The 25,678-nt window shown below is 62.9% G+C and carries 15 protein-coding genes and 2 pseudogenes; 7 read left to right on the top strand and 10 right to left on the bottom strand.

Translation table 11 applies throughout. From position 1 onward, the window contains the following. The first annotated feature begins 246 nt into the window (after positions 1-246). From QJS31_RS12475 to QJS31_RS12460, 4 genes are read left to right on the top strand one after another with little or no spacing between them, the layout of a single operon-like run. The gene (locus tag QJS31_RS12475; RefSeq protein WP_306356755.1) at positions 247-1,992 is read left to right on the top strand and encodes a class I SAM-dependent DNA methyltransferase; all 1,746 of its coding nucleotides are present in this window, start codon (positions 247-249) and stop codon (positions 1,990-1,992) included. Then, positions 1,989-3,233 (top strand): restriction endonuclease subunit S, encoded by a 1,245-nt coding sequence (locus QJS31_RS12470; RefSeq protein ID WP_306356754.1) that lies wholly within the window; start codon positions 1,989-1,991, stop codon positions 3,231-3,233. The genes QJS31_RS12475 and QJS31_RS12470 overlap by 4 nt, the downstream gene beginning before the upstream one ends. Continuing rightward, complete coding sequence (locus tag QJS31_RS12465; protein WP_306356753.1) at positions 3,233-6,556, top strand: type I restriction endonuclease subunit R; 3,324 nt, start codon at positions 3,233-3,235, stop codon at positions 6,554-6,556. Before QJS31_RS12470 ends, QJS31_RS12465 begins: the two co-directional genes overlap by 1 nt. Further along, positions 6,553-6,960, top strand: a complete 408-nt coding sequence (locus QJS31_RS12460) for a PIN domain-containing protein (protein WP_306356752.1) — start codon at positions 6,553-6,555, stop codon at positions 6,958-6,960. Before QJS31_RS12465 ends, QJS31_RS12460 begins: the two co-directional genes overlap by 4 nt. 262 nt (positions 6,961-7,222) lie before the next feature. On the opposite strand, the gene QJS31_RS12455 is transcribed toward QJS31_RS12460, so the two are convergent. From QJS31_RS12455 to QJS31_RS12415, 9 genes and pseudogenes are all read right to left on the bottom strand, one after another. Further along, positions 7,223-8,367 (bottom strand): IS3 family transposase gene (locus tag QJS31_RS12455; protein ID WP_372341547.1). Its coding sequence is split into 2 segments (ribosomal slippage): positions 7,223-8,100 and positions 8,100-8,367, totalling 1,146 coding nucleotides; the frame shifts between segments, so codons are not numbered across the junction. A 64-nt stretch (positions 8,368-8,431) separates the two neighbouring features. Then, positions 8,432-8,950 carry a hypothetical protein gene (locus QJS31_RS12450; protein ID WP_306356751.1) on the bottom strand — a complete coding sequence of 173 codons (519 nt, stop codon included), beginning with the start codon at positions 8,948-8,950 and terminating at the stop codon, positions 8,432-8,434. Positions 8,951-9,233: 283 nt separating this feature from the next. Then, positions 9,234-10,049, bottom strand: coding sequence for an IS21-like element helper ATPase IstB (gene istB, locus QJS31_RS12445; RefSeq protein ID WP_306356750.1), 816 nt, complete (start codon positions 10,047-10,049; stop codon positions 9,234-9,236). Beyond that, positions 10,049-10,762, bottom strand: a pseudogene (locus tag QJS31_RS12440) (IS21 family transposase); the annotation flags it as partial. The gene istB and the pseudogene QJS31_RS12440, both read right to left, overlap by 1 nt. Before the next feature lie 68 nt (positions 10,763-10,830). Continuing rightward, positions 10,831-11,975 (bottom strand): IS3 family transposase gene (locus QJS31_RS12435; RefSeq protein ID WP_372341547.1). Its coding sequence is split into 2 segments (ribosomal slippage): positions 10,831-11,708 and positions 11,708-11,975, totalling 1,146 coding nucleotides; the frame shifts between segments, so codons are not numbered across the junction. An 84-nt stretch (positions 11,976-12,059) separates the two neighbouring features. After that, positions 12,060-12,581 (bottom strand): annotated as a pseudogene (locus QJS31_RS12430) (helix-turn-helix domain-containing protein); the annotation flags it as partial. 378 nt (positions 12,582-12,959) lie between these two features. After that, positions 12,960-13,586 carry a hypothetical protein gene (locus QJS31_RS12425; RefSeq protein ID WP_306356748.1) on the bottom strand — a complete coding sequence of 209 codons (627 nt, stop codon included), beginning with the start codon at positions 13,584-13,586 and terminating at the stop codon, positions 12,960-12,962. Positions 13,587-13,759: 173 nt separating this feature from the next. Further along, entirely contained in the window at positions 13,760-16,303 is a 2,544-nt protein-coding gene (locus QJS31_RS12420; RefSeq protein ID WP_306356747.1) for a hypothetical protein, read from the bottom strand. After that, positions 16,300-16,629, bottom strand: a complete 330-nt coding sequence (locus tag QJS31_RS12415; protein ID WP_306356746.1) for a type VII secretion target — start codon at positions 16,627-16,629, stop codon at positions 16,300-16,302. Before QJS31_RS12415 ends, QJS31_RS12420 begins: the two co-directional genes overlap by 4 nt. 670 nt (positions 16,630-17,299) lie before the next feature. Between QJS31_RS12415 and QJS31_RS12410 the strand changes: the two genes are divergently transcribed. The 3 genes from QJS31_RS12410 to QJS31_RS12400 all read left to right on the top strand — a co-directional run bounded on the left by QJS31_RS12410 (position 17,300) and on the right by QJS31_RS12400 (position 22,907). Continuing rightward, positions 17,300-18,301 carry a hypothetical protein gene (locus tag QJS31_RS12410; RefSeq protein ID WP_306356745.1) on the top strand — a complete coding sequence of 334 codons (1,002 nt, stop codon included), beginning with the start codon at positions 17,300-17,302 and terminating at the stop codon, positions 18,299-18,301. 318 nt (positions 18,302-18,619) lie between these two features. Further along, positions 18,620-21,046 carry an N-6 DNA methylase gene (locus QJS31_RS12405; protein ID WP_306356744.1) on the top strand — a complete coding sequence of 809 codons (2,427 nt, stop codon included), beginning with the start codon at positions 18,620-18,622 and terminating at the stop codon, positions 21,044-21,046. Positions 21,047-21,557: 511 nt separating this feature from the next. Next, complete coding sequence (locus tag QJS31_RS12400) at positions 21,558-22,907, top strand: hypothetical protein (protein WP_306356743.1); 1,350 nt, start codon at positions 21,558-21,560, stop codon at positions 22,905-22,907. A gap of 65 nt (positions 22,908-22,972) precedes the next feature. Here QJS31_RS12400 and QJS31_RS12395 read toward each other — a convergent pair whose 3' ends face one another. Continuing rightward, complete coding sequence (locus tag QJS31_RS12395) at positions 22,973-25,678, bottom strand: pPIWI_RE module domain-containing protein (RefSeq protein ID WP_306356742.1); 2,706 nt, start codon at positions 25,676-25,678, stop codon at positions 22,973-22,975.

Here is a 25,678-nt window from a genome sequence, read left to right as displayed (position 1 = left end):
TCAACCGTGCCGTTGCGACCACCTCTGTGCCCCAGAGACTTTCATGCTGACAAGGCGACGGCGACGGGCTCTGTTGGACTGATCGCTGCCGCCGACCTCATTGAACGCGCGGTGTCGTGATGCGCGATGATGTTCGTGTGACGCGCTCGGCTGCCGCAGCCGGTGCGCCACCTTCCGAATTGCACGCCCACGCTCGTACGCTGGGCGTCCCACACCTATCGTCGAGTGAGCCTCGTAAGGAGCCTTGTGAGCACCCTCGGTAGCTTCATCTGGTCGATCGCCGACCAACTTCGGGGTCCGTACCGCCCCAACCAGTACGGCAACGTGATCCTACCGCTCACAATCCTGCGTCGCCTCGACTGCATCCTCGAGCCCGACCTGGAGACGGTGCGTGAGCTGGCAGCGAAGTACGACAACCCCAACCGGCTCAAGATCGAGGTCAAGAAAGCCACCGGACGGCCGTTCTACAACACCTCGAACTACTCCTTCGCCAACCTCCTCAAAGACGCCGACGGGCTAGCAGACAATCTGGCCGACTATATTGATCGGTTCTCGCCCGATGTCGATGTGTTCGAGTACTTCGATTTCAAGAAGGAGATCCTCGCCCTCGATAAGGCAGAGCTGCTGCGCGGGATCATCACGTCCTTCAAGGAAGTCGATCTGCATCCGGACGTCGTCTCCAATGCCGACATGGGCGACGCATTCGAGTACATCATCCGCAAGTTCAACGAGGCCGCAAACGAGACCTCGGGCGACCATTACACCCCTCGAGACGCAATCCGCCTGCTGGTCGACCTGATCTTCGCCGAGAAGGACGCCGATCTTACAGAGGCCGGTATCGTCCGCACGTTGTACGACCCGACAGCGGGCACCGGCGGCATGCTCGCTCTGGCCGAGGAACACCTGCTCAAACATAATCCAGACGCGAGACTGAGCCTGTTCGGCCAGGAGTACAACCCGCAGTCATACGCGATCTGTAAGTCCGACCTGCTGGCCAAGGGCCACGACGCGACCAACATCGCCTTCGGCAATACGCTCACCGATGACGCATTCAAGGGCCGCCACTTCGACTACTGCATGTCCAACCCGCCATACGGCGTCGATTGGAAGCAGTATGCCAAGGCGGTGATGAAGGAACGCGACGAAGCAGGTCCTTACGGTCGGTTCGCTCCCGGCCTCCCGGGGACCTCGGACGGGCAGATGCTCTTCCTGCTCCACTTGGTCCACAAGATGCGCGCCCCCGAGGACGGGGGAGGCCGAGTCGGGATCGTCATGAACGGCTCGCCGCTCTTCAACGGCGCAGCCGAGTCCGGCCCCTCCAACATCCGCAAGTGGCTACTGGAGAACGACTTGGTCGACGCGATCGTCGCACTTCCGACCAACATGTTCTTCAACACCGGCATCGCCACGTACATCTGGATTCTCGACAACACCAAGCACCCCGACCGCAAGGGCATGGTCCAGCTCATCGACGGCACCTCGTTTTGGACCAAGATGCGCAAGAACCTTGGCGCCAAGAACCGTGAGCTCAGCAAGGAGGACCGGGACCAGATCGTGGAGCTCTACGCCGACTTCACCGATGCCAACCCGGACTACTCCAAGGTGCTGCGCATTGACCAGTTCGGCTACTGGACCATCACCATTGAGCGTCCGCTGTTGGACGAGAATGGGAATCCGGTCGTGGATCGCAAGGGCAATCCCAAGCCGGACCCGAAGAAGCGCGACACCGAGATCGTCCCGTTCACCTACGGCGGCTCGACCGCCGGTGCGGCTAGCAAGGTCGAGGTTATCCAGGCATACTTCGACGCCGAGGTGAAGCCGCACGTCAACGAGGCCTGGATCGACTGGGCAAAGGTCAAGACCGGCTACGAGATCCCCTTCACCCGCCACTTCTACAAGTACGTTCCGCCCCGTCCTCTCGCGGAGATCGATGCTGACCTGGAGAAGCAGGTCGCCAAGATTCTCGACTTGCTGCGAGAGGTGGAGCAGTGACGGGACCGCTCTGGGGCGCCTTGCCGGACGGGTGGCTGGCGGGCCAGGTCAAGAATGCTGCGACCGTCACGCTCGGCAAGATGCTGCAAAGCAAGGACTCCGGCAGTGACGTGCTTGCCCCATACATGCGTGCTGCGAACGTGCAGCCAGACGGTGTGCTGGCGCTAGACGATGTGAACGAGATGTGGTTCGGCGACGCCGAGCTGGAGCAATTGAGTATCCAGGCAGGCGATGTTGTCGTCGTCGAGGGCGGCCAAGGCGGCTTCGGCCGTGCCGCGTACGTCAAGGAGGATCTCCTTGGCTGGGGATTTCAGAACTCGATCAACAGACTTCGGCCGACCGGCGACTTTGATGGGCGGTTCATCGCGTTCTATCTGATCGCGCTGCGCGCCAGCGGCTTCATTCGCGCCTATTCCAACGTTGTCTCCATGCCTCACCTCACCGCGGAAAAGCTCGCGAGGATGCCGATGCCGATGCCGCCTCTGGAGGAGCAACGTGCCGTCGCCGAGTACCTTGACCGTGAGACCGCCCGCATCGACACGCTTATAGAGGAGCAGCAGCGCCTGATCGGGATGCTCCGCGAGCGGCGAGCGGATTTGATCTCGCACGCGGTGTTGGATGTGACCTCGGAGCGAATTCAACTCCGGCGGCTCGTCGATGTTATCGACTGTGCCCATGTGACTGCGGACTTCGTGGACGATGATCGCCGCTTCCCGGTTGCCAGCATCCGAGAGTGTCAGGGCGCGACGGTTGATCTCTCTGCTTGCAACTACACAACGGCCGAGTTCTTCGAACATCTCAGAGCCGCTGGTCGTGCACCTCGCGCCGGAGACCTTCTGTTCATCCGAAATGTCTCCGTAGGTCTAGTCTCGGTTGTTACGCACGATCTGCCTGACTTCGCCATTGGTCAAGAGACGGTCCTGCTCCGCCGAAAGAGTGACGTTCACCCGTTCTACCTGCGCTACGCATTGGTTGGAGCCGAGGCACGTCACGCGATCGAGGGAGCGATGATTGGCAGCACCTTTCGCAGGATCAATGTCTCTGCCATTCGTTCTCTGCCGGTGCCCGCTCCGCCGCTCGATGAGCAGCACCGCATCGTGGCATACCTCGACCAGCAGACGGCCAAGATCGACCTGCTGATTGACGAGACCGAGCGGTTCATCGAGCTCGCTCGAGAGCGTCGATCGGCATTGATTACGGCTGCAGTGACGGGACAGCTCGACATACGGGAGATGGTCTGATGGCCGACCACCATGAGGTCGTCTTCGAAGCCGAGATCAGCGAGTACCTGGCCGACCACGGGTGGCTCTACTCCGAAGATGACACGGGCTACGACCGGGAGCGGGCGCTCTTTCCCGAGGACCTGTTCGCCTGGCTGGAGCAGACCCAGCAGGTGGCGTACGAGAAGGCTTTGAAGGCTGCGGGCTCGCAGGCGAAGTTCCTCGACGTGCTGGTCACGGCGCTCGACAAGCCACTCGAACATGGTGGCGGGACACTGAACATCCTGCGCAACGGGGTGCAGTACATCGGCGGCGGCCGGTTGAAGATGGCGCAGTTCCGCCCCGAGACCACCCTGAACGCGACCACGAACGAGCAGTACGCGGCGATGCGGGTGCGTGTGATGCGGCAGGTGCATTTCTCCACGGCTGACCAGCGCAGCATCGACCTGGTCTTCTTCATCAACGGACTCCCGGTCGCCACCGTCGAGTTGAAGACCGACTTCACCCAATCTCTCGATGAGGCGATCAACCAGTACCGCAAGGAGCGGCATCCGCTGACGAACGGTCGGCCGGAGCCGCTGCTGTCGTTCGGGCACCGGGCGCTGGTGCACTTCGCGGTTTCCAACGACCTAGCCGCGATGACCACCAAGTTGGAGGGCGAGAAGACGCACTTCCTGCCGTTCAACAAGGGACACAACAGTGGTGCTGGGAACCCGCCAGGTGAGGGCGGGCAATCGGCGACGGCGTACCTGTGGGAGCGGGTTTGGGAGAAGCACGCCTGGCTCAACATCATCGGCCGACTGATGATCGTGGAGACCAAGGAAGAGTGGGACGTCGCTACCGGAACGTCGGTGCGGCGTACGAGCCTGCTCTTTCCGCGGTTCCACCAGTGGGAGGCTGTGACGAATATCGAAGCAGCGGTGATCGAGGAGGGGGTGGGGCAGCGCTACCTGATCGAGCATTCGGCGGGGTCGGGGAAGACGAACACCATCGCCTGGACCGCGCACCGGCTCGCACGGCTGCACGTCAACGATAAGAAGGTCTTCGACTCGGTGATCGTGGTCGTGGACCGCAATGTGCTCGACGGCCAACTCCAAGACGCTATCCGGCAGATCGACGGATCGGGGAAGATCGTGGCCACGATCAGCCCAGAAGATGTTCGCAAAGCGGGAGCGAAGTCGAAATCCGGCTTGCTGGCGACCGCGTTGAAGAACGGGGAGCTGATTATCGCGGTCACGGTGCAGACCTTCCCCTTCGCCCTCGACGAGATCCGGGCCGACTCATCGTTGAAGGGGCGGCGGTTCGCGGTGATCGCCGACGAGGCACACTCCTCGCAGGCCGGCCAGATGTCCTCCAAGCTCAAGGCCGTGCTGACCGCGGAAGAGGTCAAGGAGATCGAGGACGGCGGTGTCGTCGATGTCGAGACGATCCTGGCCGCGGAAATGGTCGAGCGAGCCGAATCCGAGGACATCTCCTACTTCGCGTTCACGGCGACGCCAAAGAACAAGACCCTGCAGCTCTTCGGTCGCAAAGGCCCTGACGGGAAGCCGGTCGAGTTCCACCTCTACTCGATGCGGCAGGCGATCGAGGAGGGCTACATCCTCGACGTGCTCAGGGGGTACCAGACCTACGACACCGCACTGAAGATCGCCAGCAAGGCGAAGAGCGGCGGTGGCGAGGTGGAAGAGACCGCGGCGCGCAAGGGGGTGATGCGGTGGGTGACACTGCATCCGACCAATATCAGCCAGAAGGTGCAGATCATCGTCGAGCATTTCCATGCCAATGTCGCTCATCTTCTGGAGGGCAAGGCGAAGGCGATGGTCGTGACCGACTCACGCAAGGCCGCGGTGAAGTACAAGAAGGCGATCGATGCCTACATCGCCAAGCGGGCCGCCTTGGACGCCTCGTACAACTACCGCACTCTGGTCGCTTTCTCCGGCTCGGTGACCATGGCCGAGGACGAAGAGTGGGCTTCGGACTGGGGGCCGCAGCCGAGCAAGGACGACAAGTTCACCGAGGACAACCTCAACCCCGGTGCCGGCTCGGACCTGGCCGCCGCCTTCAAAGGCACCACATACAAGATCATGCTGGTCGCCAATAAGTACCAGACGGGATTCGACCAGCCGCTGCTCTCAGCGATGTACGTCGACAAGAAGCTCTCCGGAGTCACTGCCGTGCAGACACTGTCCCGGCTCAATCGCACTCACCGCACCGCGGGTGGGGAGCAGAAGCGCAAGACGTTCGTCATTGACTTCAGGAACAAGCCCGAGGGCATCCGGGCTGCGTTCGAGCCGTACTACACCAACGCCACCCTGGAGACCGAGACCGACCCCTATGTTGTCGTTCACCTCGCTACCAAACTCGCCCAGGCCGGAATCTACACACCGGAGCAGGTGCGTGAGGTCGCCGAACTATGGGTCACTCGCAAAGGCAACAACGCGCTCTCGGCCGCGATCAGCCCTGCCAAGAACGACTTCGCCCGCCGTTACGCGGCGGCGATCGAGGCCGACGACAAGGTCACCCTAAACACCCTCGACCTGTTTCGTAAGGATGTCTCCACCTACGTTCGGCTCTATGACTTCATGAGCCAGATCGTCGATTACGGCGATCCGTACATGGAGATGCTGTCGATCTTCCTGCGGCTGCTGGAGAAGGTCATCGCAGGTTCCTCCTGGTCGGCGGAGGTCGACCTAACCGACGTGGTCCTGGTCGGGGTCAAGCACACCAAGGGGACTGCGGTCGATATCTCGCTGACCGGTGAAGGTGAGCTCAAGGGCATCAGCGCTGCGGGCAGCGGCGCACGGAAGGAACCGAAGTACGTTGCACTGCAGGTCGTCATCGACAAGATGAACGATCTGTTCGGTGCCGAGTCGTTCTCCGCCTCACAGGTCCGGGAGTTTGTACAGGGGTTGGTGCAGCGGCTGCTCGCCTACCCGGACCTGGTCAACCAGGCCAAAGTCAACTCGAAGAAGCAGTTCATGGAATCGCAGGACTTCCAGGCGGCGGTTACCGAAGCGGTCGTCGACAACCAGGAAGCGCACAACACCATGGCCGACTACTTCTTCAGCGACGGCCCCGGCATCAGCGCAGTCGTCATGGCGCTCGCCGACGCCTTTTACGAAGCAGCGATCGACAGTAGTGAAACCACGGGCTGGAGCGCGTCGACAGACGAAGCCGACCAAGCCGTCGCCCGCGCAATATCCGCCGGAGTGCTCGATCCGGCCGCGTTGCAGGGCCTACCAACAGCGGCAGAAGCCGCCGACATGCCGCTAGAGCCTCCGTCTGCTGATGGAGATAGCGGTAGCGAGGCAGTCTTGTCTCTGCGCGACGAGGAGACCTGGTGAACTTCCTGTACATGGACACGTGCGCGGCCATCAAGCTTTTCAAGCAGGAGTCAGATTCCGAGGCACTGCAGGACTGGCTCGCGAGCCAGGCGTCCTCCCGCCAGATCACCGCTCACTTGACTCGGACCGAGCTGCGCCGTGGTCTACACGCGGCCGGTGCCAGTCAGGAATCGCACGAGCGCGCTACCGTTTGGTTGAACCGTTGCGCGCATATTGCGCTGACTGCGGAAGTTCTCGATAAGGCGGGCAAGCTTGCACCAGGTACCAAGTTGCGTACCTTGGATGCGCTCCACTTGGCCGCCGCTCTCGAATTGGGTGCCGCGCTAGCGTATTTCGTAACGTACGATAATCGGCTCGCTGCTGCGGCGGAGGAGCACGGTTTAACAGTGGCCGCGCCGAAGTAGGAACCGATTGTGCAATACGGTTGGGGGCTTGGGGTGGCCCCCAAAGATGGTCCCTGAGGTGTGGACCACACGCACGGTGTCCGGGCGGGGCGTCGTCCGAATTTCGGATCATTGGGTTGGGAGTCTCGCGATGATCTGCCGCGCAGCGGTAGCCCACTGATCATCGGTCGGGACGGTGACCGACAGGGTGCCGTGTTGGTCTGACCGGTCCCCGATGACGGGACCACCCGGTCTTTGAGTCCGGGTTGTATTCGATCCAGTTTCAGTTGATGTCGCAGGCCACGGGGTGGTGGGTGTGGCCGCAGCGGGCAGCGTACTCGGCCGGGGTGAGATAGCCCAGGGCCGAGTGCCGATGCCGATGGTTGTGCTCGGTCTTGAAGTCGCCGATCACCACGCGAGCTTCGAGCAGGGAAGTCCAATGGTTGCGGTTGAGGCACTCGGCCCGCAACCTGCGGTTGAACGACTCGATGAACCCATTGTTCCACGGCGTTCCGGGCGGAATGTAGACGATCCCCACACGGTGAGCGCAAAACTGTTGCAGCGCAGCCGAAATCATTTCCGGTCCGTTGTCCATCCGCAGTACCATCGGCGGGCCGCCGCGGGTGGCGAACACCTTCTCGAGTTCGGCGACGAGTTTCTCGGCGGTGATCGACCGCTCGACCAGGTGCAGCAGTGATTCGCGGGTGTGCTCGTCGATCATCGACGCGATCTTCACCGCCCGCCCGTCGACGGTGGAGTCGAACTGAAAATCCAACGCCCACACTACCTTCGGTGCGTCCGCCTCGATCAGCGGCGCTGAGGAGCACCCGACTCGCTTGCGCGGGGAATGCGCCCGCACCTGCAAGCCCTCCTCGCGCCAGAGCCGGTGCACCTTCTTCTTGTTCACGGCGCTGCCCTCGTCGAACCGCAACGCCGCCCAGGCGCGGCGGAAGCCGTGGCCGGGGTGTTTCGTGGCGTAGGACCGCAGCCAGGCCCGCAAACCAGCGTCCGGATCGGCGGGGGTCTGCGGGGCCGGCAGCCGCCGATACGTGGACCGAGCGAGCCCAACCACCTTGCACGCCAACCGTTCCGACATGTCCTTGACGTCTTTGAGCATGTCCACGGCGCGGCGCTTGGCGGATGGGCTCAGAATTTTCCCTTCGCGATCTCCCGCAGCGCGTCCTTCTCCAACTCGGCATCGGCCAGCAACCGCTTCAATCGCGCGTTCTGCTCGCGCAGCTCCTTGAGCTCCTTGGCCGCATCGGTGTCCACACCGCCGTACTGACGGCGCCAGTTGTACATCGTGGCCGCCGACACCCCCAGCTCGGCCGCAGCTTCCTCCCCGGTCTTACCCGCCGCTGTCAGTTCATCGGCACGGCGCAGCTTCCGCACGATCTCCTCCGCGGAATGCCGCTTGCGTCCTGCCATGTCACTCAGTGTCCCTTCCAGCCCTGATCAGGGCCAACAGGACTCTAATACCTAGTGGTCTCATTCACTGGGGACGGGCCAGGTCGATAAGGTCCATTACGGATTTGAAGATCCCGACCTCAACGATATAGGTGTCGGTGTAGATCGTGACCCCTGTCCCCGAATCGTTAGCGAGCACCTCACGGGCAATTCCCGAAATTGAATGGTCACTCGGGTTGGACTGTAGGGCTATGACGACGTCGAGTGGCAAGGTCGGACTCGGGCGACTGACATTAATCCGCACCAGGGCAGAGAGGCGGTCATCCAGGGTGGTGCTGTACTCACAGCTGCGATACTCGGAACCATCAGCCAGGGTGGCTTTGGTGTTCTCCCCGTCCTTCATATCCACACCGACGAGCGCGGTGACCTCCGCCGCCGAGAGAAGGCACTCGTCGTCGACTACATCGTGCTGCCGTACCGATGCGGCGGTAGTAGCCGTAGTCGCGGGGGTCGATGTTTGCGCGTCTGCCGCGCCGCCGTCGACCGAGTTGCTACAGGCGACGCCCGCCAGAAGCCCGATGGTGATCGGCATGGCCAGCGTCATCCGGCCGATACTCTCGCGGATCGGCGATCTCCGGTAGCTCACTCGTCGTTCTCCATTGTTTCGTTCTCTTCCCTGTCCTCCAGAGAGCTATATCCAGTCGGAAGGTTCCTGGAGCGACCGATTTCGGTCGTCGAGCCAGTCCTCGTGGCTGACCGCGTCCGGGTAGTCGGATCGGCCACCGATCGGCGGTTCCCCACGACCGAGCTGTCAACGGAACGCCAATCCTGATCACTTCACGGCATCCGAATTCTGACCCCTTTCCGGTCGGGTTGGGTTGATGGTTTCAGTCTTCAGTTGTGCCGGCGGCGGGGACTCGGCCGAGGTCGCGGTCCTTGAGCCGGTAGCTGTCGCCTTTGAGGGCGATGACCTCGGCGTGGTGGACGAGGCGGTCGATCATCGCGGCGGCGACGACGTCGTCGCCGAAGACCTCGCCCCAGCGGCCGAAGACCTTGTTGGACGTCACGATCAGCGACGCCCGCTCGTATCTGGACGAGACGAGCTGGAAGAACAGGTTGGCCGCTTCGTTCTCGAACGGGATGTAGCCGACCTCGTCCACGACCAACAGCGGGTAACGGCCGAGCTTGATCAGCTCGGCCTGCAACCTTCCCGCGTGGTGGGCTTCGGCCAGGCGCGCGACCCATTCGGCGGCGGTGGCGAACGCGACCCGATGCCCGGCCTGACAGGCCCGGATCGCCAACCCGATGGCCAGGTGCGTTTTCCCGGTTCCGGGTGGGCCCAGGAACACCACGTTCTCCTTCGCGGTGACGAAATCCAATGTTCCGAGGTGGGCGATCGCGTCGCGTTTCAGTCCGCGAGCGTGACCGAAGTCGAACTCTTCTAGGGATTTCCGGTAGGGGAAACGCGCGGAGCGGATGCGTCCTTCACCGCCGTGGGACTCGCGGGCGGAGACCTCGCGTTGCAGGCAGGCGACGAGGAATTCCTCGTGAGTCCAGTTCTCGGCGCGGGCGCGTTCGGGCAGCCGCTGCGCGGCCTCGCGTAGCGACGGCGCCTTCAACGCCCGGGTGAGAAAGTTCAGCTCGGCAGCGAAATCCCTTGTCGTAGTGGATGTTTTCGCGTTGGTTCTGGTTCGTCCGGGCATCAGGCCACCCCGCCTTCGATATCGATACCCAGCGCGGCGTCGTAATCAGTGAGGGCACGCTGCTCGACATCGGGTTCCGGTGCCGGTCGCAGGACACCGATCCGACCACGCCGCAACGCTTTCGCCGCCTCGACATGGGCGGGATCGGACAGGGTTTGATGCCAGGCCCAGATCCGCTCGTGGTCGGCGACCAGGCGTCCACCCGAAAGCACCCGGACCCGGTCGAGGTCGGCGAGGATCTCGATGCGATGCCCGATCGCACTCGGATGGACCGAATAGTCGTTGGAGTCCAAACGAATGTAATGATCACGCGGTAACCGTGCCGAGCGGCGCCATCCGGTCTCCGGCGCGACCGGCGGCAGGGTGAGCATCGCGTGGCGGTCCGCGGTGATCCGGTCGGTCGGCGCGCAACCCAACGCCCGGCGCGGCCGGGCATTCACCAACCCCAGCCACTGCCCGAGTTGAATGTTGAAATCTGTTGGGCCGGTAAATGTTCGACCCGGAAGGAACGACCGTTCGAGATAGTCGTGGGCTCGCTCGATCATGCCTTTTGCTTCCGGATCGGCAGGGCGGCAGACGACCACCTTGCAACCCAGCGTTCCCCGGAATGCCTGGCATTCTGTGGTCAGTTCAGTGCGTCCGCCTCGCCAACGGCCGATCGCTCCTTCTCCATCCCAGACCAAAACCCTAGGCACCGAACCTAATCGGTGGATATGGGTCTGACCGGTCCCCGATGACGGGACCACCCGGTCTTTGAGTCCGGGTTGTATTCGATCCAGTTTCAGTTGATGTCGCAGGCCACGGGGTGGTGGGTGTGGCCGCAGCGGGCAGCGTACTCGGCCGGGGTGAGATAGCCCAGGGCCGAGTGCCGATGCCGATGGTTGTGCTCGGTCTTGAAGTCGCCGATCACCACGCGAGCTTCGAGCAGGGAAGTCCAATGGTTGCGGTTGAGGCACTCGGCCCGCAACCTGCGGTTGAACGACTCGATGAACCCATTGTTCCACGGCGTTCCGGGCGGAATGTAGACGATCCCCACACGGTGAGCGCAAAACTGTTGCAGCGCAGCCGAAATCATTTCCGGTCCGTTGTCCATCCGCAGTACCATCGGCGGGCCGCCGCGGGTGGCGAACACCTTCTCGAGTTCGGCGACGAGTTTCTCGGCGGTGATCGACCGCTCGACCAGGTGCAGCAGTGATTCGCGGGTGTGCTCGTCGATCATCGACGCGATCTTCACCGCCCGCCCGTCGACGGTGGAGTCGAACTGAAAATCCAACGCCCACACTACCTTCGGTGCGTCCGCCTCGATCAGCGGCGCTGAGGAGCACCCGACTCGCTTGCGCGGGGAATGCGCCCGCACCTGCAAGCCCTCCTCGCGCCAGAGCCGGTGCACCTTCTTCTTGTTCACGGCGCTGCCCTCGTCGAACCGCAACGCCGCCCAGGCGCGGCGGAAGCCGTGGCCGGGGTGTTTCGTGGCGTAGGACCGCAGCCAGGCCCGCAAACCAGCGTCCGGATCGGCGGGGGTCTGCGGGGCCGGCAGCCGCCGATACGTGGACCGAGCGAGCCCAACCACCTTGCACGCCAACCGTTCCGACATGTCCTTGACGTCTTTGAGCATGTCCACGGCGCGGCGCTTGGCGGATGGGCTCAGAATTTTCCCTTCGCGATCTCCCGCAGCGCGTCCTTCTCCAACTCGGCATCGGCCAGCAACCGCTTCAATCGCGCGTTCTGCTCGCGCAGCTCCTTGAGCTCCTTGGCCGCATCGGTGTCCACACCGCCGTACTGACGGCGCCAGTTGTACATCGTGGCCGCCGACACCCCCAGCTCGGCCGCAGCTTCCTCCCCGGTCTTACCCGCCGCTGTCAGTTCATCGGCACGGCGCAGCTTCCGCACGATCTCCTCCGCGGAATGCCGCTTGCGTCCTGCCATGTCACTCAGTGTCCCTTCCAGCCCTGATCAGGGCCAACAGGACTCTAATACCTAGTGGTCTCATTCACTGGGGACGGGCCAGGTCCACCATCCGGCGAACAGGTCCTCAGCATGACGGGTCGGGATCAGCATCGCCATCAACCACCGCGAATAGCCCAACACCATAGTCAACACCGGTAGCTGTTTCGGACCACGGACCTGCCCGAACCCGACCGGCAACTCGATCGGAGGGAACCAGAAATCACACTGCGCGATCTCCCCGGCGACATAGGCGGTCCGCGACGCCGGATCCGGCGGCAGATACGCCGGGCGCAACTCCGCGACCCGACCCGAAAGCACCCGCACCGAGCGGGTCCACCCGATCCGCTCGGCAATCACCGTCGACGGCATCGTCGGATAGGTCTTGAGCAACTCGCGGATCTGCGGTTCGACCGCATCCACGATCGACCCCTTGGCCGGCCGCTCGTATTTCGGCGGTCTGTCCGAGGCCAGCGCAGCCCGCACGGTATTGCGGGACACTCCCATCAGCCGGGCGATCGCCTTGATCGGCACACCCTCTGACCGGTGCAAACGACGAATCTCAGCCCAATCCTCCACGGCAAGCATCCCTTCGTCCTCCTGACTCGGTTAGAGCCAGGGTCCCGACCAAAGGGGTCAATTTTCAGATGCCACGCGGGGGTCAGTATTCACGTTCTGCCGACACGAGCGACGGCCTCCAGGAGGCCGATGGTGGGCTGGCTGTGCCCGGTGCCGGGCTCGGGGCGTCGCCGCTTGGGTTCTTTGCCGGTGTGTTCATCGCAGCCCGGATCTCGGGCGGCAGGTTTAGTGTGCTCAACTGCCCTCCTTAGGTCGATGGCTCCTAAGAGTATTTCAGGCCACGGAAACCCGTGCCGCACAGTGATCTAGCGGTTTAGGCACCCCGATACGCTTGGTAGCCGGAGTTCGATGTGGTTGACGACCATGAGAGTTGGTTCTCGCGTGGAGTCAGTCCGGTGTTGCGGGCCAGCCGGGGTAGGCGGGTAGGACAGGTGGCGGGGTATCGCTGTAGACGGCCTCGACTTCGGCGGGGGCATCGGGGTCTTGGCTCAATGCCCAAGCGTCGCAGCGATTCCGGTCTTCGTAGCGTGTCGGGAACGAGACGCGCCAGCCGTCGAAGACGTCATAGGTCGGGGCCTGCCACTGCAACCTATCTGGTGCGGGAGCGTACGTGGTGGGTGCGGTCGTGGCGGTGTCGGTTGATGGTGATGCGGTTTCGGTGCGGGTGAAGCGCACCTCCGGGTCGAATCCTCGGCCGTTCGACCGCGCATATCGTCCGTCGTCCTCTAGTCTGGCGAATCCGTTGGAAAGGACGCAGAACTTGCCGAGGAACCCATCCGCGGTGGTCTCGATTTCCAGGATATGTCCGAGCACGGTGCCGAAGACGGTCCCACGGTATCTCTCTTCCCGGTAGCGACCCCGCCCGTGGTATTCGGGCGACAACGCGCGTGCGAAGCCGGGATACGTCTGCTCGAGTCCTGCGTAGCTGCCGATCTCATCCGATTCCCATGCGGCGCGCACGAGGGTGGCTTCAGGCGAGTACAGGTCGATTCCGGGCTCGGCCGACCAAACCATGGTGGCGTTGCAGACTTCATCCGGTGGCTGGTACGCGGCTGATCCGTCGGAGCAAGCGGTGGTGGCCGGCGTCGTCGTGGTGGCACCGGTACTGGTGTCCGGGTTGCCGCAGCCGGTAAGAGCTGCGATTGCGGCGGTGGCTACGGCGGTGAGTCGGACTGTCCGTGCTCGTGTCATCGCGTGAAGAGGTCGGGCCATTTGTTGTCCTTGTCCGCCGATGCTCGGGGGTCGGCGAGTACGGCATCGGAGGACATGCCCTCGAAGCTGCCTTTGGAATCGACCGCCTGCTCGAGGATGGTGTCCTCGCCGTTCTGTCCGGCCTCGGTGTACTTGTTGAGCTGCGTGAGATCAACACCCGCACCCCGGAGCAAGTCCTGCACTCTCTGCGTGGTGTTGGAGTCCCCACCTCGAAGATCACCCACGGGGGCTTCCTTGAATTCGGTCCAGGTTTTGAATCTGTCTCCGTTCTTCATTTCCGCTGGCACGTCGTTGAAGTCGATCACGCCTTGTTGTTCGAGTGCTTGCAGGATCGTGTACTCGCGGTGGGTGGTGGTGCCGAATGTGGATCGACTGTAGTCGGCTTCCTCGAACTTCAATGGCTCGTGGGGCTTGACCTCGCCGGCCTCGATCGGGAACAGATCCAGTTTGACCGGTTCGGCCAGCGCAGCGACACCGGCCTGCGCGGGTCCGAAACCACCGACCATGATCTGTGCGGCGGTGTAGGCGGCGTTGAGTTTGGCGGTCCGGTCGGAGGCTTCCTGCTGCTTGTCGCCGACGCGTTCGGCGATTTCTGCGTCGATGGCGTGATCGACCGTCCAGGTGAGCCGGTTGGCGAAGTTGCCGTAATCGGTGTTACCGGTCCCGTTCGCTTCTTCGGTCGCGTACAGCTGATCGAGGCGGTGCGATTCGGCCAGTGCCGCGCCGTTGATGATGGCGCTGGCGGCGTCGTCACCCGACAGCACGGTGAGCGCTCGCACCGCCTCGACCGGACCGCCGAGGTTGCCGAACCCGTCGGTGTTGGTGAGCCAGCCGGGCTCGCCGACCATATTGCCCACATACGGTGACAGCGCGTCGGCCATCGCCCGGGCGGCTTCAGGATTGAGCTGGGAGAAAGACAGATTCTCGTGGCCGTCGGGACCAAACGCGCCCATATCCATCCACCGCGCGTAGAGGTTGGTGCCGTCGGCGGATTCGGTGCTCGACAGCAATTGCGCGAGCCCGTAGGCGGCCTCACCGGCACGGGTGTTCGCCTCCGTGGGCACTTGCCCCTGCTCGACGATGGCGTCTTCCTTGATCCAGGAGAACATGTCGCGCAGGGAGCTGTCGTCGTCCCAATCGTGCGACATCAACGGCACCATGACATCATCGCGGTGATACTCGGTGCCCAGCAGTTCAGGCGGCCCGTTACCGGTGATCAGCGCATGGTTGGAGACTTCGTTGCGGGCCCCGGCGCCGAGCAGATTCGCCCGTGCGTCCTCGGAGACAGCGTCATTCGAAATGATCGGGTAGGGATGATCGGCTATCGCGGTCTCATGGGCTGCCAGGCGAGAGAGCTCGACACCCAACCGGTCACCAGGCTGATAGTCGGTATCCGCGGAACTGAGCAGCCCGGCGAAGCGTTCGACGTCGCTGGCGTACTGACTCTCCTTGCCGCGGTACTTGTCGGGAATCGCGCCGTTCGCGTCCGGGAGTGGAACGCCGACTTCCCGGCGGGTGCCAACGAGGTCGCGGACACCTGCCGGTAGCGCGTTCCAGCCGCCGGTCATCAGTACCGCACCGGAACCGTCGGTGGCCACAACCTGCTCATCGGACAGTGTCATGAGCCCGTTGGCCAGGCTCGTCTTCAGCGCCTGCGCCTGGTCCGAGCCGTCTTTGTCGAGCTGCTCAGTCAATCCCAGCAGCCCGTCTTCACCGGCGTACCCGTAGAACGCCTTCAAATACGCCAGCGTGGCCGGCGACATGTTCACCTGCTCGCCGTTATCGATCTTCGCCAGCTGCTCGGGGGTCAGTCCCGCCTCCGAAAGCCTGCTGGCGATGCGCGCGATCTCTTCGGGAGTAGCGGTGCCATCGGCGATCGCCTTCCCGTCCTGCGCGGCCTGCGACGGCGTCAATCCCTCGGTCGCCTCGGCGGGGGTGAGCTGTTCGATCGCATCCAGCACGGCACCGATCGCGGTCGCTGTGGCGGCGTCTTCTGCGTCGATAGCGTTGGCCAGCCGCTGCATGATGACTGTTTGATAGGCCGCCTCCGCCGCCCGATCGGTCTGCACCTGCTTGATCTGATCGATCAGCGTCTGGTCGTCGCCAGCCACCTGGTAGGCCGCCTGATAGTTGTTGTTGTCGGTGACGGTCCAGTCCTCGCCGACAAGGAACCTATCGCTGTCCTTGCCGCCGTCGCGGTTCGGGCCGCTCAACGTGGTCACATTGGTGATGGCGGTGGACACCATGGAGGCGAGGTTGGCGTGGCGGGTCCGGCACTCGTCAGCGAGGGCATCGAACTCCTTAGCGACCACCTCCATCTGCTGGAGCTCCCGATCAGAACGGTAGTTCGCACCGTTACGCCCAGCGCCGGACCATGTCATGCCGTCTATCGTGGAATCCATGGTGGTCGCCGCAGCGCGGACCCCCTTCGCGATCTCTTCCGCTTTGCCCGCGATCGACTCGATATCGATATTCCAACCCATCACCTGGCTGACCGTCAGCCGCGGCGCTTCGGTCATGCCGGGCGCTCCCCGGCATTGAGGTCAGTCATGGCGAGAAACCACGCCGCCGCTTCGGCATCGGTATCGGTATAGGTGTCCGCCGACACCCGCAACAGGCTCGCGAACTGCTCGTAACGGCCACCGATCACCGTCATCGCTCCGGCGCGGACCGACTCGACGCGATCCAGCACCGGCCCGGTCTGCGACCCGGCCATCAGTGCCGATCGCGTCAACCCGCCCAGCGGGCCGTCGGTCGATTCGATCACCGGCAGCCTGCCCACATCGCTGACCAGGCCGTCGAACACCGTCGCCGCCTGTCGCAACTCCTCGGCCGAAACCTGCATCAGTCCCCCTGTCGCACCGCATCCGAAACACGAACCGACGAACACCGTCGACCACGGTCACCGGTGTCGAATCACGCCGACATTATCAAAAACGGGCGTATTCAACAGCTCGGGGCGGTGTCCGCATCCTTGAGTTCGGCCACGATCGGAGGGCGCTGCGTGCCACAGCGCCCAGCAGGACAGTGGTGGGTCCGGGGTACTCGATCGGGACATAGCTCATGCGAACCTGGGCCATTGCGCCGTGCGGCGGGGATGACCAGATGGTCGCCCCTCGGGCCTTCGTCCCGATTCGAAACCCTGTGCAGGACCGTCATTTCGACCAGGAGATCCACCGTAGAGTCGTGGCGGGTTACCGTCGGTAGCGGCGAACTTGTCGTGCTAGCATCGGAGCCTTCGCACAGGGGGTGACATGCGGAAAGTCCGTATTGCGTCGATGCTGGTCGTACTCGCAGGGCTCGTTACGGCATGCGGAAATGCCGATCAGTCCACGTCAGGTCAGCCGTCCCACGGCCCGAATACCTCCTCTGCTCTACCTCGGTCCTTCGATCCGCCGAAAGCGTTCGCCGCCAGCAGTTCCGGTCCGATATCGATACCACGAGAGAAGGGAATGCTCGGTGACGGGCTGACTCCAGACAAAGCGTGCGCGCTCGATGAGACCATGCTGTACTGCGTGACCAACACCGGGTTGCATGCCATCGACCCGCTCGCCCCCAAGACGCAATGGTCGATGGTACCAACGATCGATCCTCACAAGACGTTCGGCAGCGCCAAGATCTGGAACCCTGGCGGCGCGCCTGTCATCCGGAGTTCCACGATTTTCGCGGTGTTCGGTGGCAAGAGCGCTGGCACCGGAACCGGCCGCGACCGCAACGTCATCCAGCTCATCGCCACCGACGCTGGGGACTCCACCTGGGATACCACGATCGACCTCGGTGCCGACGGTAACTCGAGCAAACCCTTGTCCATCGCGGGAGTCACCGACACTTCCATCGTGATCACCACGGCCAGTATGTGGGGATTGCCGGTCTTCCCCTTACCCGACTCCGCCCACACCTGGGTGATCGACCGAACCACCCACCAGGTGCGATGGGAACGCGCGGGTATGTACACCGGCCACGTCGACAACGACACCCTGGTCGGCATCGTGGCGGCGAATCCCACATCCTCTAAACGCGGTGTGCTCGGACTGTCGCTCTCCGACGGATCACAGCGATGGCAAAAGGAGTTCCCGGGCTACACCCGCATGTTCATCCAGGACATAGAGGGAATGACGCTGGTCGACAGCGAGGGAGGCGGGCTCGAACTCATCAGTACCGTCACCGGCGACGCACTCTACCGACGAGACCGACTGGGCGCCTTGACATGTCACTTCGACGAGCTGAAAACCGTGGTCTGTCAGCCACAAGTGGGCGACTCGGTGATCCTCGCCTTCGACATCACCGCACCCGGATCACCTGAATGGGAGTTCGCTACCGACGGAGCCCGCGAAGCACCCACTGTCACGGCTGCCTACCACGGCCTCATTTACGGCCACAACAGCAAGCGCCAAGGCGTCGTGCTCGATGCCTCGACGGGACAGGACGCACCGGACCCGCCGGGTTTCGTGCCTGTACTGGCCAACGAGTACGTCGGTATCGCCGAAGACTTCTCTGTCGGCATTCCCACGAAGTAGCGGGCTGCGTAGTGATTGCCGTCGCCGTGGCGCAGCGTTTCGAGCGGCATCACGTGACTTGCAGTTGTACGCCAGAGAGCTTCCCGCGACAGATACAGTTCGAAGAGCCCACCGTTTTCTGTCGTGACTGCAATGATAAGGCTGTCTGAATCCGGTTCGATGCCTCGATGTGCCCACGATCGAAGCAACATCCCCAGCCCACCACGGATCCGGAGACGACGAGGACAGGCCATGAGGAACCCGCACCCGGCAGTTCGAGCCGTTCTTCGGCCCCCTGAGAGTTCGCCGTACCCAGACGGATATAGAGGCCCGTTTGATTTGGAGCAGACGACGAGCGTGTCCTTAGCGCGCGCTCTTGCCGTGGGTTGCCTCAGCCGCCTTGAGCCGAGTCTCAGCTCCGTTGACATTTGGGATCCTGCGGCGGGTTCAGGATTCACGGGCTTCATCCTTGTCGAAGCGCTGCGGTCCGCCGGGATGCGGGTCCGGTATCGTGGCCAGGACATCAGCACGGCAGCGGTGTCGATCAGCCGACACCGCTTCGACGGTGTTCCAGACGTCGCGCTCGCCGTCGGAAACACCCTTGAGCGGGATGAGTTCGAGGACTTCGCAGCTGATTTGGTCATCGTCGATCCACCGTGGGGGATGAGCTGGGCAGGCTCGGCGTCGGCGGTCGAATTGCGTCGTAGTGAGGGCTCCTTCGAGTTCGGCATCCCGCAGCGCTCCGACAGCACGTGGCTTTTTATCTCCTTAGCGCTGGAGAAGCTGCGTCCGGCTGCGGAGGGTGGTGGGCGAGTCGCAGCTCTGGTCCGCCCGGGCGCACTGAGCGTGGGCGGTGAAAGTGGTGCCGTGAGGCGACGCATGTTGGAAGCCGGTCTGCTCGAGTCGGTGACGCGGCTGCCCGAAGGGTTAGCGCCGAATACGTCGATCCCGTTGTATCTCCTGACCTTTACCAACAGGGCCGTGGAAACCATGTGCGGCAAGGCACTGATTGCCGATCTGCGGACGCAATTCACCACCGAGGATGGGCATCGGATGATGCCAGACGCCGCATTGCGGGAGCTCGAGTTAGGTCTGAGGACGGGAAAGCAGGGACCCCGCAACCGTCGTATTGATCTCCGACACTTCATCCGCAGGGATGCGAGGCTGTCGCGACGCACCAGCGAAGGGCGTCGGCTCACGTGGCGTCTCACAACGTACAACGACACGGCAATTGATACCCAGCTCGTCAATTCTCGCTATGGTCCATGTTCCGATGTGTCGGTCGACGAGGACCCGCGGGAGACCTTCGACTTGGACCCCAGCCACATCTTCAGGGGAAATTCGCAGGACCTGCTCAAGGACATGAGGGTCAAGGGATGGCCGAGCCGGCGACTGAGCTGCCTACTGGCGACAGAACCCGAAGCGATCAAGGACTCGGCTGAAGAGGCCTGTGGAGGGCAGCTGTTCATCCCGACAACTCGACATGGGAGAGTCACGGTCGAGGCGCCCGACGGGGAGTTGAATGGCCGGATCCTCTCGATTCGACTCGATGGCGATCCAGTTCAGCCGAGCTTCTTGGCGGCGTGGCTCAACTCGGAGCAAGGAATCGTGAGCCGTCGACAAGCGATCGATGCGAGCAGTTCGGGCACCATTGTGAATGCGCTGAGGTCGGACGCAAGTTCGTTGATGCGCTGGGCTGACGAACTAGTGGTACCCGCGCCTGAGAAAGATATGCAGCTTGCGCTCGCCTCGGCGGACGAGCGCCTGGCCTCCTTCCAAGCTGAGCTGAACAGCCAGCGAGAAAGTGTCTGGGCATCTCCTGAGAACGCAGAAGAAATCGTGGGCAAGATCGCGAGCGCGTTTGACGACTCGCTCGCCCTATGGTTTGAGCAGCTTCCATTCCCCGTCGCGTCAGCGCTGTGGACCGCGGAAACCGCGACAACGCTCGGCGACAAGCTGCAGGCGTACCTCCATGCCTGGGAGGCTCTTGTGGCCTTTCACGCGATCGTGATGCTGTCAGCCAGCCGAAGCGATCCGGGCAGAAGCGTCGAGATCGAAGCTGTCATCCGTACTGTGTTGCACGATCAGCACATCAGCATCGAGCGAGCTTCGTTCGGGACTTGGGTAGTCATTCTGGAGACGACCTCCAAGAACCTACGTCGCACGTTTGAAAGTGGCGACTCGGACGAGGTCGCGCGCATTCGCGCAGCGTTCTGTGACCTGAGCGAACCTGCGGTAGAGCGGCTGATATCGAGGGACCTCGTCAAGAAATTCAAAGAGTTGAATTTCAAGCGTAACCGCTGGCGTGGCCATGGAGGGCATACGTCCGAAGAGGAGCGTCGCGCGCAAGTCGATTCCCTGGTCTCAGACCTGCGCGAACTTCGCTCGATTCTCGGCAACGTATGGACGCAGCTGCTTCTTGTGCGCGCCGGAAGCGCCAAGCGTGGACGGGACGGATACGTCCAAGCGGCAGAGGTAGCGGTTGGCACACGATCGCCCTTTATCACAAGGGAATTCCGGGTCGGGGATGCCATGCTCGACGGCGAGCTGTACCTGGTGCGAGGTGTATCGCAGTCCCCGCTGCGCCTGGGCCAGTTCGTCCAGCTCCGTGCGACTCCGCGTGATGGTCACTACACGAGCTACTTCTACAACCGCATTGAAAGGACCACCGTTCGTATGGTCAGCTACCAGTACGGGCCAGGAACTGAGGTGGAGGACGATGCGGAGAGGTTCCGCGATGATTTTGGAGCGTTGTCACTGGGATGAGGCCACCTCTCGGGGCCGATCCCTCAACCGGTCCAGCAGCCACACCGTTGACGTCGGTCTGCCTCCGGCACTGATGCGCCCGGCATTGTTGGTCGGTCGCGCCGCCGTTCTGCACGACCAAGGCTGCATCTCCGAAGTCATCGAACAAGCCCTGGCGATCGCGATGACACCTTTGGATTCGCCTGCCACACCGGCTGTCCCGTTGGTGCGTCGACTGAATGACGCGCCACGTCGAGAGGCGCACCTCGGTGCCGTCATGGAGCGTGCACTCTCGGGACCACCGTTCGGCTTAGGGAGTTGAGCTACGAGACCGCCTGGTCAGCGAAGAATTTCTGGGCGAAGCTCGGACGATCGGGCGCGCCCGCCGCCGTCGAGTGGTCGTCGGCCCAGTTTCGATCGGTGCCGCAGCCGAGCAGGGAAACCCGCTGAGCGCGGTGCCGCGTACACCACCGCGACGACGGGTTACCTGGAATCGCAAGCCGGGGAAAACGGTGGCGTACATGATGGGTGAATGGGTAAGAACCCCACACGGTTGAACCAGAAACAGGTCGAGGTCCTCCAATGGGTTTTCAACGGGTGCCCCGAAGGCATCTTCACCGGGTATGAGCACCGGGCAACCGCGCGAGCCCTGGAACGTCGTGGTCTCATCACCATCAGTGGGACGAGTCGCACCTGGGCAGCAGCGATCACTAACAGCGGCCGCAATTGGCTTGCTGCACGCCCGGCGGAGGTGCCGCCCGATCAGTCGGACGCGGACCGACTCATCGTTCAGGTCCAGGAGGCCGGCGGACGGCTTGTACTGGAACAGGATCGCAACGTCGAGGAATCCCATCGACGGCTCGTCGCTATGAGCTTGAAGTCCCCGCTCCGACCGAGAGGCAGGAAGCTGGACATGATTTCGACCGGGCAATGGGGTTCCGGCCCGAAAGCGATCGTGTTCACCGAACACTTCGATGATCTGGTCGACGCTCGTCCCGTCCCCGTTCCGGAGCGAGTCACGAAGTATCACCCGGCAGTGAAGGCGTATGTGGCAGACAAGGACTGGCACTTCGTCAGCGGTGGCCATGTTCCACGCGCTGCCCGAATCCTGCAGGCAATCGCCACCGAGGCTGCTGCCCGAGGTATCGACGCCACAACGCCCGCCACCGCCTCGCAGGGCTTGGACGCATACGAAGCCCGTTCCCTGAACGGATGTCACCTGGCATTACGGACACCTGCCGGGGTCTACGGGATCAAGATCAAGGAAATCGCGGCAACGGGCGCGTCGAAGGTAGATCCAATGCGATGGCGGGAGCGACAGAAGTTGCCAGCGTGGATCAGACAGCGCGGCCGGGAGTTCATCGGCACTGGAAGGCTTGAACTCGTAGTCGACGGGCGATGGTGTCGCTACAACGGTGACCACTATCGTGACGCGAAGACCGTCAGCGTGGAGGACAAGCTCCCCGAGGTTTTCCGCTCCTTCGAGATCCACAAACTCCGCGCCGACTGGCAGGCGCAGGAACAAGAGCGAAAGGAGATCGAACGCCGACGACGCTGGGAGGCTGCGATGGCGGTCGCGAAAGAGCGATACGCCGAGCACGCTCGGTGGGAGCACTTCAAAGATTGCTCACGCGAGTGGCAGAAAATCAACCAGCACCGCCGCTTCCTCGCCGCTGCCAGAGAAGCCGTCGAACGGTACGACGGAGACGACCGCGACGCCATCCTGCGACATCTCGACGAAGCGGAACGAAACCTCGACGTGCTGGACCCAATTCTGCAGCCGACACGTATCGCCCCCACCCTGCCAGAGCCGAAGCCGGAGGATCTCAAGCCCTTTCTCCAGGGCTGGAGCCCTCATGGTCCGGACGGAAGGCTTTGGTGAAGGGGTTAATCCGGTTGGGCCAGCCCAGGTGGTCATGCTGTACCGGTGGTAGCACCATCAACCGCTTAAGGTCCCTCGCTTGATTCGGCCGCCTGATCAGTGATCTCGTCGAGAAGTTCGACGGGAAGTACGTATTCACCAATCTTCTCCGCCACGCGGAGTGGCCAGGGGTTGGTCGTTGCGTAATTGTAATTGGTTGTGGCCCAGCGTAATTCGTGCACCAGCGCGGCCCATTCCTGAGGATCGTCGTCCTTCTGAGTTGCGGCGGCGGTGATTTCGCAAGGACGTGCGTTCCATACGTATGCACCCGGGTTTGGCTCCTTGAGCTGCTTTTTCCTATTGAGGAAGGTTGTGATCTTGGATGCGTAGCGGGCAGCCTTGCTCGCGCTTACCGGTTTGTCGCCGGTGCTGAGGAATGTCCGCTCGTTGCGGCCGATCCAGAGCCCGTCATAGGTCGAGCTCTCCTCCGTTTCGTTGAACGCGAAGCCGTGAGGCACTTCGTTGTCGGTTCCTCTCCGCACCCGTACATGTCGCAGCCCGGGGTAGGCCCGGATATGCCGGATGGCCGGGCCGAATCCGAGTTGATCCTGCTTGAAGTTGTGGTGGAGCAGGTAGGTCCAACCGGTGCGGAGATTGTGCGCATCAGTGAGCAGGACAGTGTCTGGGTAGACGGCTGCGGCTTCGCGCAGGACTCTTTCGACGAACCGGGTGATATCGGCCGCGTCGCGCCGTTGATTGCTGATCATGTGCGCGCTGCTGATGCGCAGTTGGGCTTGGTCCAGAGGCATCCATGGAACGTCGGGAGCGCATGCTTGGATCCGGGCACCGTCGGGACTGATGAGAACCGCGACCGGTACCTGCCTGGTGGCGCCCCAGTGGCGTTGCTTGTTCTGGCGGATGACCCATATGGCCAGGTAGGCAGGCGGGTTGGCTATCGTTCCGCCCGCGAAGGGCACAGGGAGTGGGTTGGTGCGGACTCCGAGTTGGCGGATCAGGTCGGCCCAGCTCTGCTTGAGTTTTTCTCTGCTGGGATCGCTTTTGGGCTGGTCTTCGCCGGTGTTGGGCTGCGTGAGTTCGGCTTTGGTAACGCACTGGCTGAGGCGGCCGAGGCGGCCGAGTCCGAACTTGATCGCGAACTTCGGGTCGAGCGGCCTACGGGCGCGTTCGTAGTGCTTCTTGCCGGGGATCTCGACCAACGCGATCGTCGGGTACGGCACCGTTTCCAGAACGCCTGCTATCTCGGCGGCTCGTGCCTCCACGGATGTTCGAAGGCGATCCTGCCGGTTCTTGATTGTGGGGTCGGGCTGCAGATCCGCAGTGAGCACACCGCAGGGGCGGACGGTGAGTTGGATCGTGAGTTGCTCGGTGGTGATCGTGGTTGGCGTGCCATCGTCGGCAGTGGCGGAGGGGACGTCGATACCAAGAAGGTCGGCGAGCTCACGGCGGGCGTAGTCGAGGGTGCTTCGCGTGTCGAAGAAGATGTCCACACCCAGTACTGGCCCAGTAGTGTCGGCGACGGCCTTCCGCAGGGCGACGACTGGATCCTGGTTGTCCGCGTGTGCGTTCTTGGCGGCGGCAGGGGTGCGAAGACCTGGCAAGATTGCGCGGTCGGAACGTTCATATGGCTCGGTCAAGGCGAGATGGCCGGCGAGGACGTCTGCAGTCCACTCCAGGAGCGGGATTCGTTCGGCCAGGGACGTACCGGGAGTAGCCGGGTGGTTGAACCGGTACATGCCGTTGCGGAAGACCAAGGCCACGGCGTCCTGTTCACGGTCCAGAGCCAAAGCGGGATTGTCGCGCAGGATTTCCGGGCGTGGCATTCGTTCCATGCATCCCAACTCGGTGAGGATCCGGTCGAGCCGCGAGTTCCATCCTGCGGTGTAGGTACGCTCGCCGCCGCTGGCGATTGTCCGTGAGTTGATCGTGGCGGCGAGGAAGCTACGGGACGTGGATATCCCGGGTAACCATGGCACCGACGGCAGCATGTAGACCGTGTGGCCACGCTCGGCGCTGAGTAGTGGGTTGGGTTTGTGGCACCAACGCCTTACGCCGGGCGTGATGTGGACCATGGGTTCGGTGCTGAAGGGCTGGAGTTCCGTGGTGATCTTCAGGAAGAAGGAGAACGGCCGTTTAGGCAGGCCGTGTGGCGTCCAGGACATTACCTCGGCGCCTCGCTCGGTGGGGCATCGTAGGAATTGCGACGAATTCTGGACGAGTTCGTCGGGGTCGTTGCGCATGATGTGCTGATGAACCACGCCCGGCGCGGTCAACTTACCCGCGATGACGTGGGGCAACAGCTGAAACAGAGTGCCGCCTGCCGAATGGTTGGGATCCTGCATGTTGGTGACCAGTTCGGTGAAGTCGACTAGGGTGAGGTTCCATGCCAGGTCGTCGGCGGTGAGATGGGCGAGCGCCTGCTCGACCAGATCCGAATCCGGACTGAGCGTTCGGATCCAGGCCGTAATGATCGTGAACAAGGCCGTGGTGTCGACGAGGGTGCTGCTGTAGAGCCAGGGGGCGTTCTCGTTGATCGTGGCCTTGGTTGTGGCAGTCACGATGTCGGGTACGAGGGCGACGAGTGCGGCGTTGAGGCTCCATATGGGGATCGATCGCTGGTCGGTGTCTTCATCGCGTGACAGCAGCGGGAGGAGTCGTTCCTTCCATTTCTCGGGGAACGTGAGTACCTGGAACGTTTCCTGCCATTCCGTGTCGGTGCGGAGATGGAAGGCGGCGGGTTGAAGCAGGCGGTATTTGGGGTTGGTGGCAGCCAC

Source organism: Nocardia sp. CC213A (assembly GCF_030766805.1).
Classification (GTDB): domain Bacteria; phylum Actinomycetota; class Actinomycetes; order Mycobacteriales; family Mycobacteriaceae; genus Nocardia; species Nocardia otitidiscaviarum.
Note: the sequence above shows the minus strand (reverse complement) of the source record. Positions and strands in the feature narration are given on the sequence as shown.

What these genes read in the sequence shown, in the direction of transcription:
- istB (WP_306356750.1), bottom strand. Translation starts at nt 10,049, where the DNA reads ATGCCCGGACGAACCAGAACCAACGCGAAAACATCCACTACGACAAGG.
- QJS31_RS12425 (WP_306356748.1), bottom strand. Translation starts at nt 13,586, where the DNA reads ATGGTTTGGTCGGCCGAGCCCGGAATCGACCTGTACTCGCCTGAAGCC.
- QJS31_RS12415 (WP_306356746.1), bottom strand. Translation starts at nt 16,629, where the DNA reads ATGCAGGTTTCGGCCGAGGAGTTGCGACAGGCGGCGACGGTGTTCGAC.
- QJS31_RS12420 (WP_306356747.1), bottom strand. Translation starts at nt 16,303, where the DNA reads ATGACCGAAGCGCCGCGGCTGACGGTCAGCCAGGTGATGGGTTGGAAT.
- QJS31_RS12450 (WP_306356751.1), bottom strand. Translation starts at nt 8,950, where the DNA reads ATGACGCTGGCCATGCCGATCACCATCGGGCTTCTGGCGGGCGTCGCC.
- QJS31_RS12400 (WP_306356743.1), top strand. Translation starts at nt 21,558, where the DNA reads ATGGGTAAGAACCCCACACGGTTGAACCAGAAACAGGTCGAGGTCCTC.
- QJS31_RS12465 (WP_306356753.1), top strand. Translation starts at nt 3,233, where the DNA reads ATGGCCGACCACCATGAGGTCGTCTTCGAAGCCGAGATCAGCGAGTAC.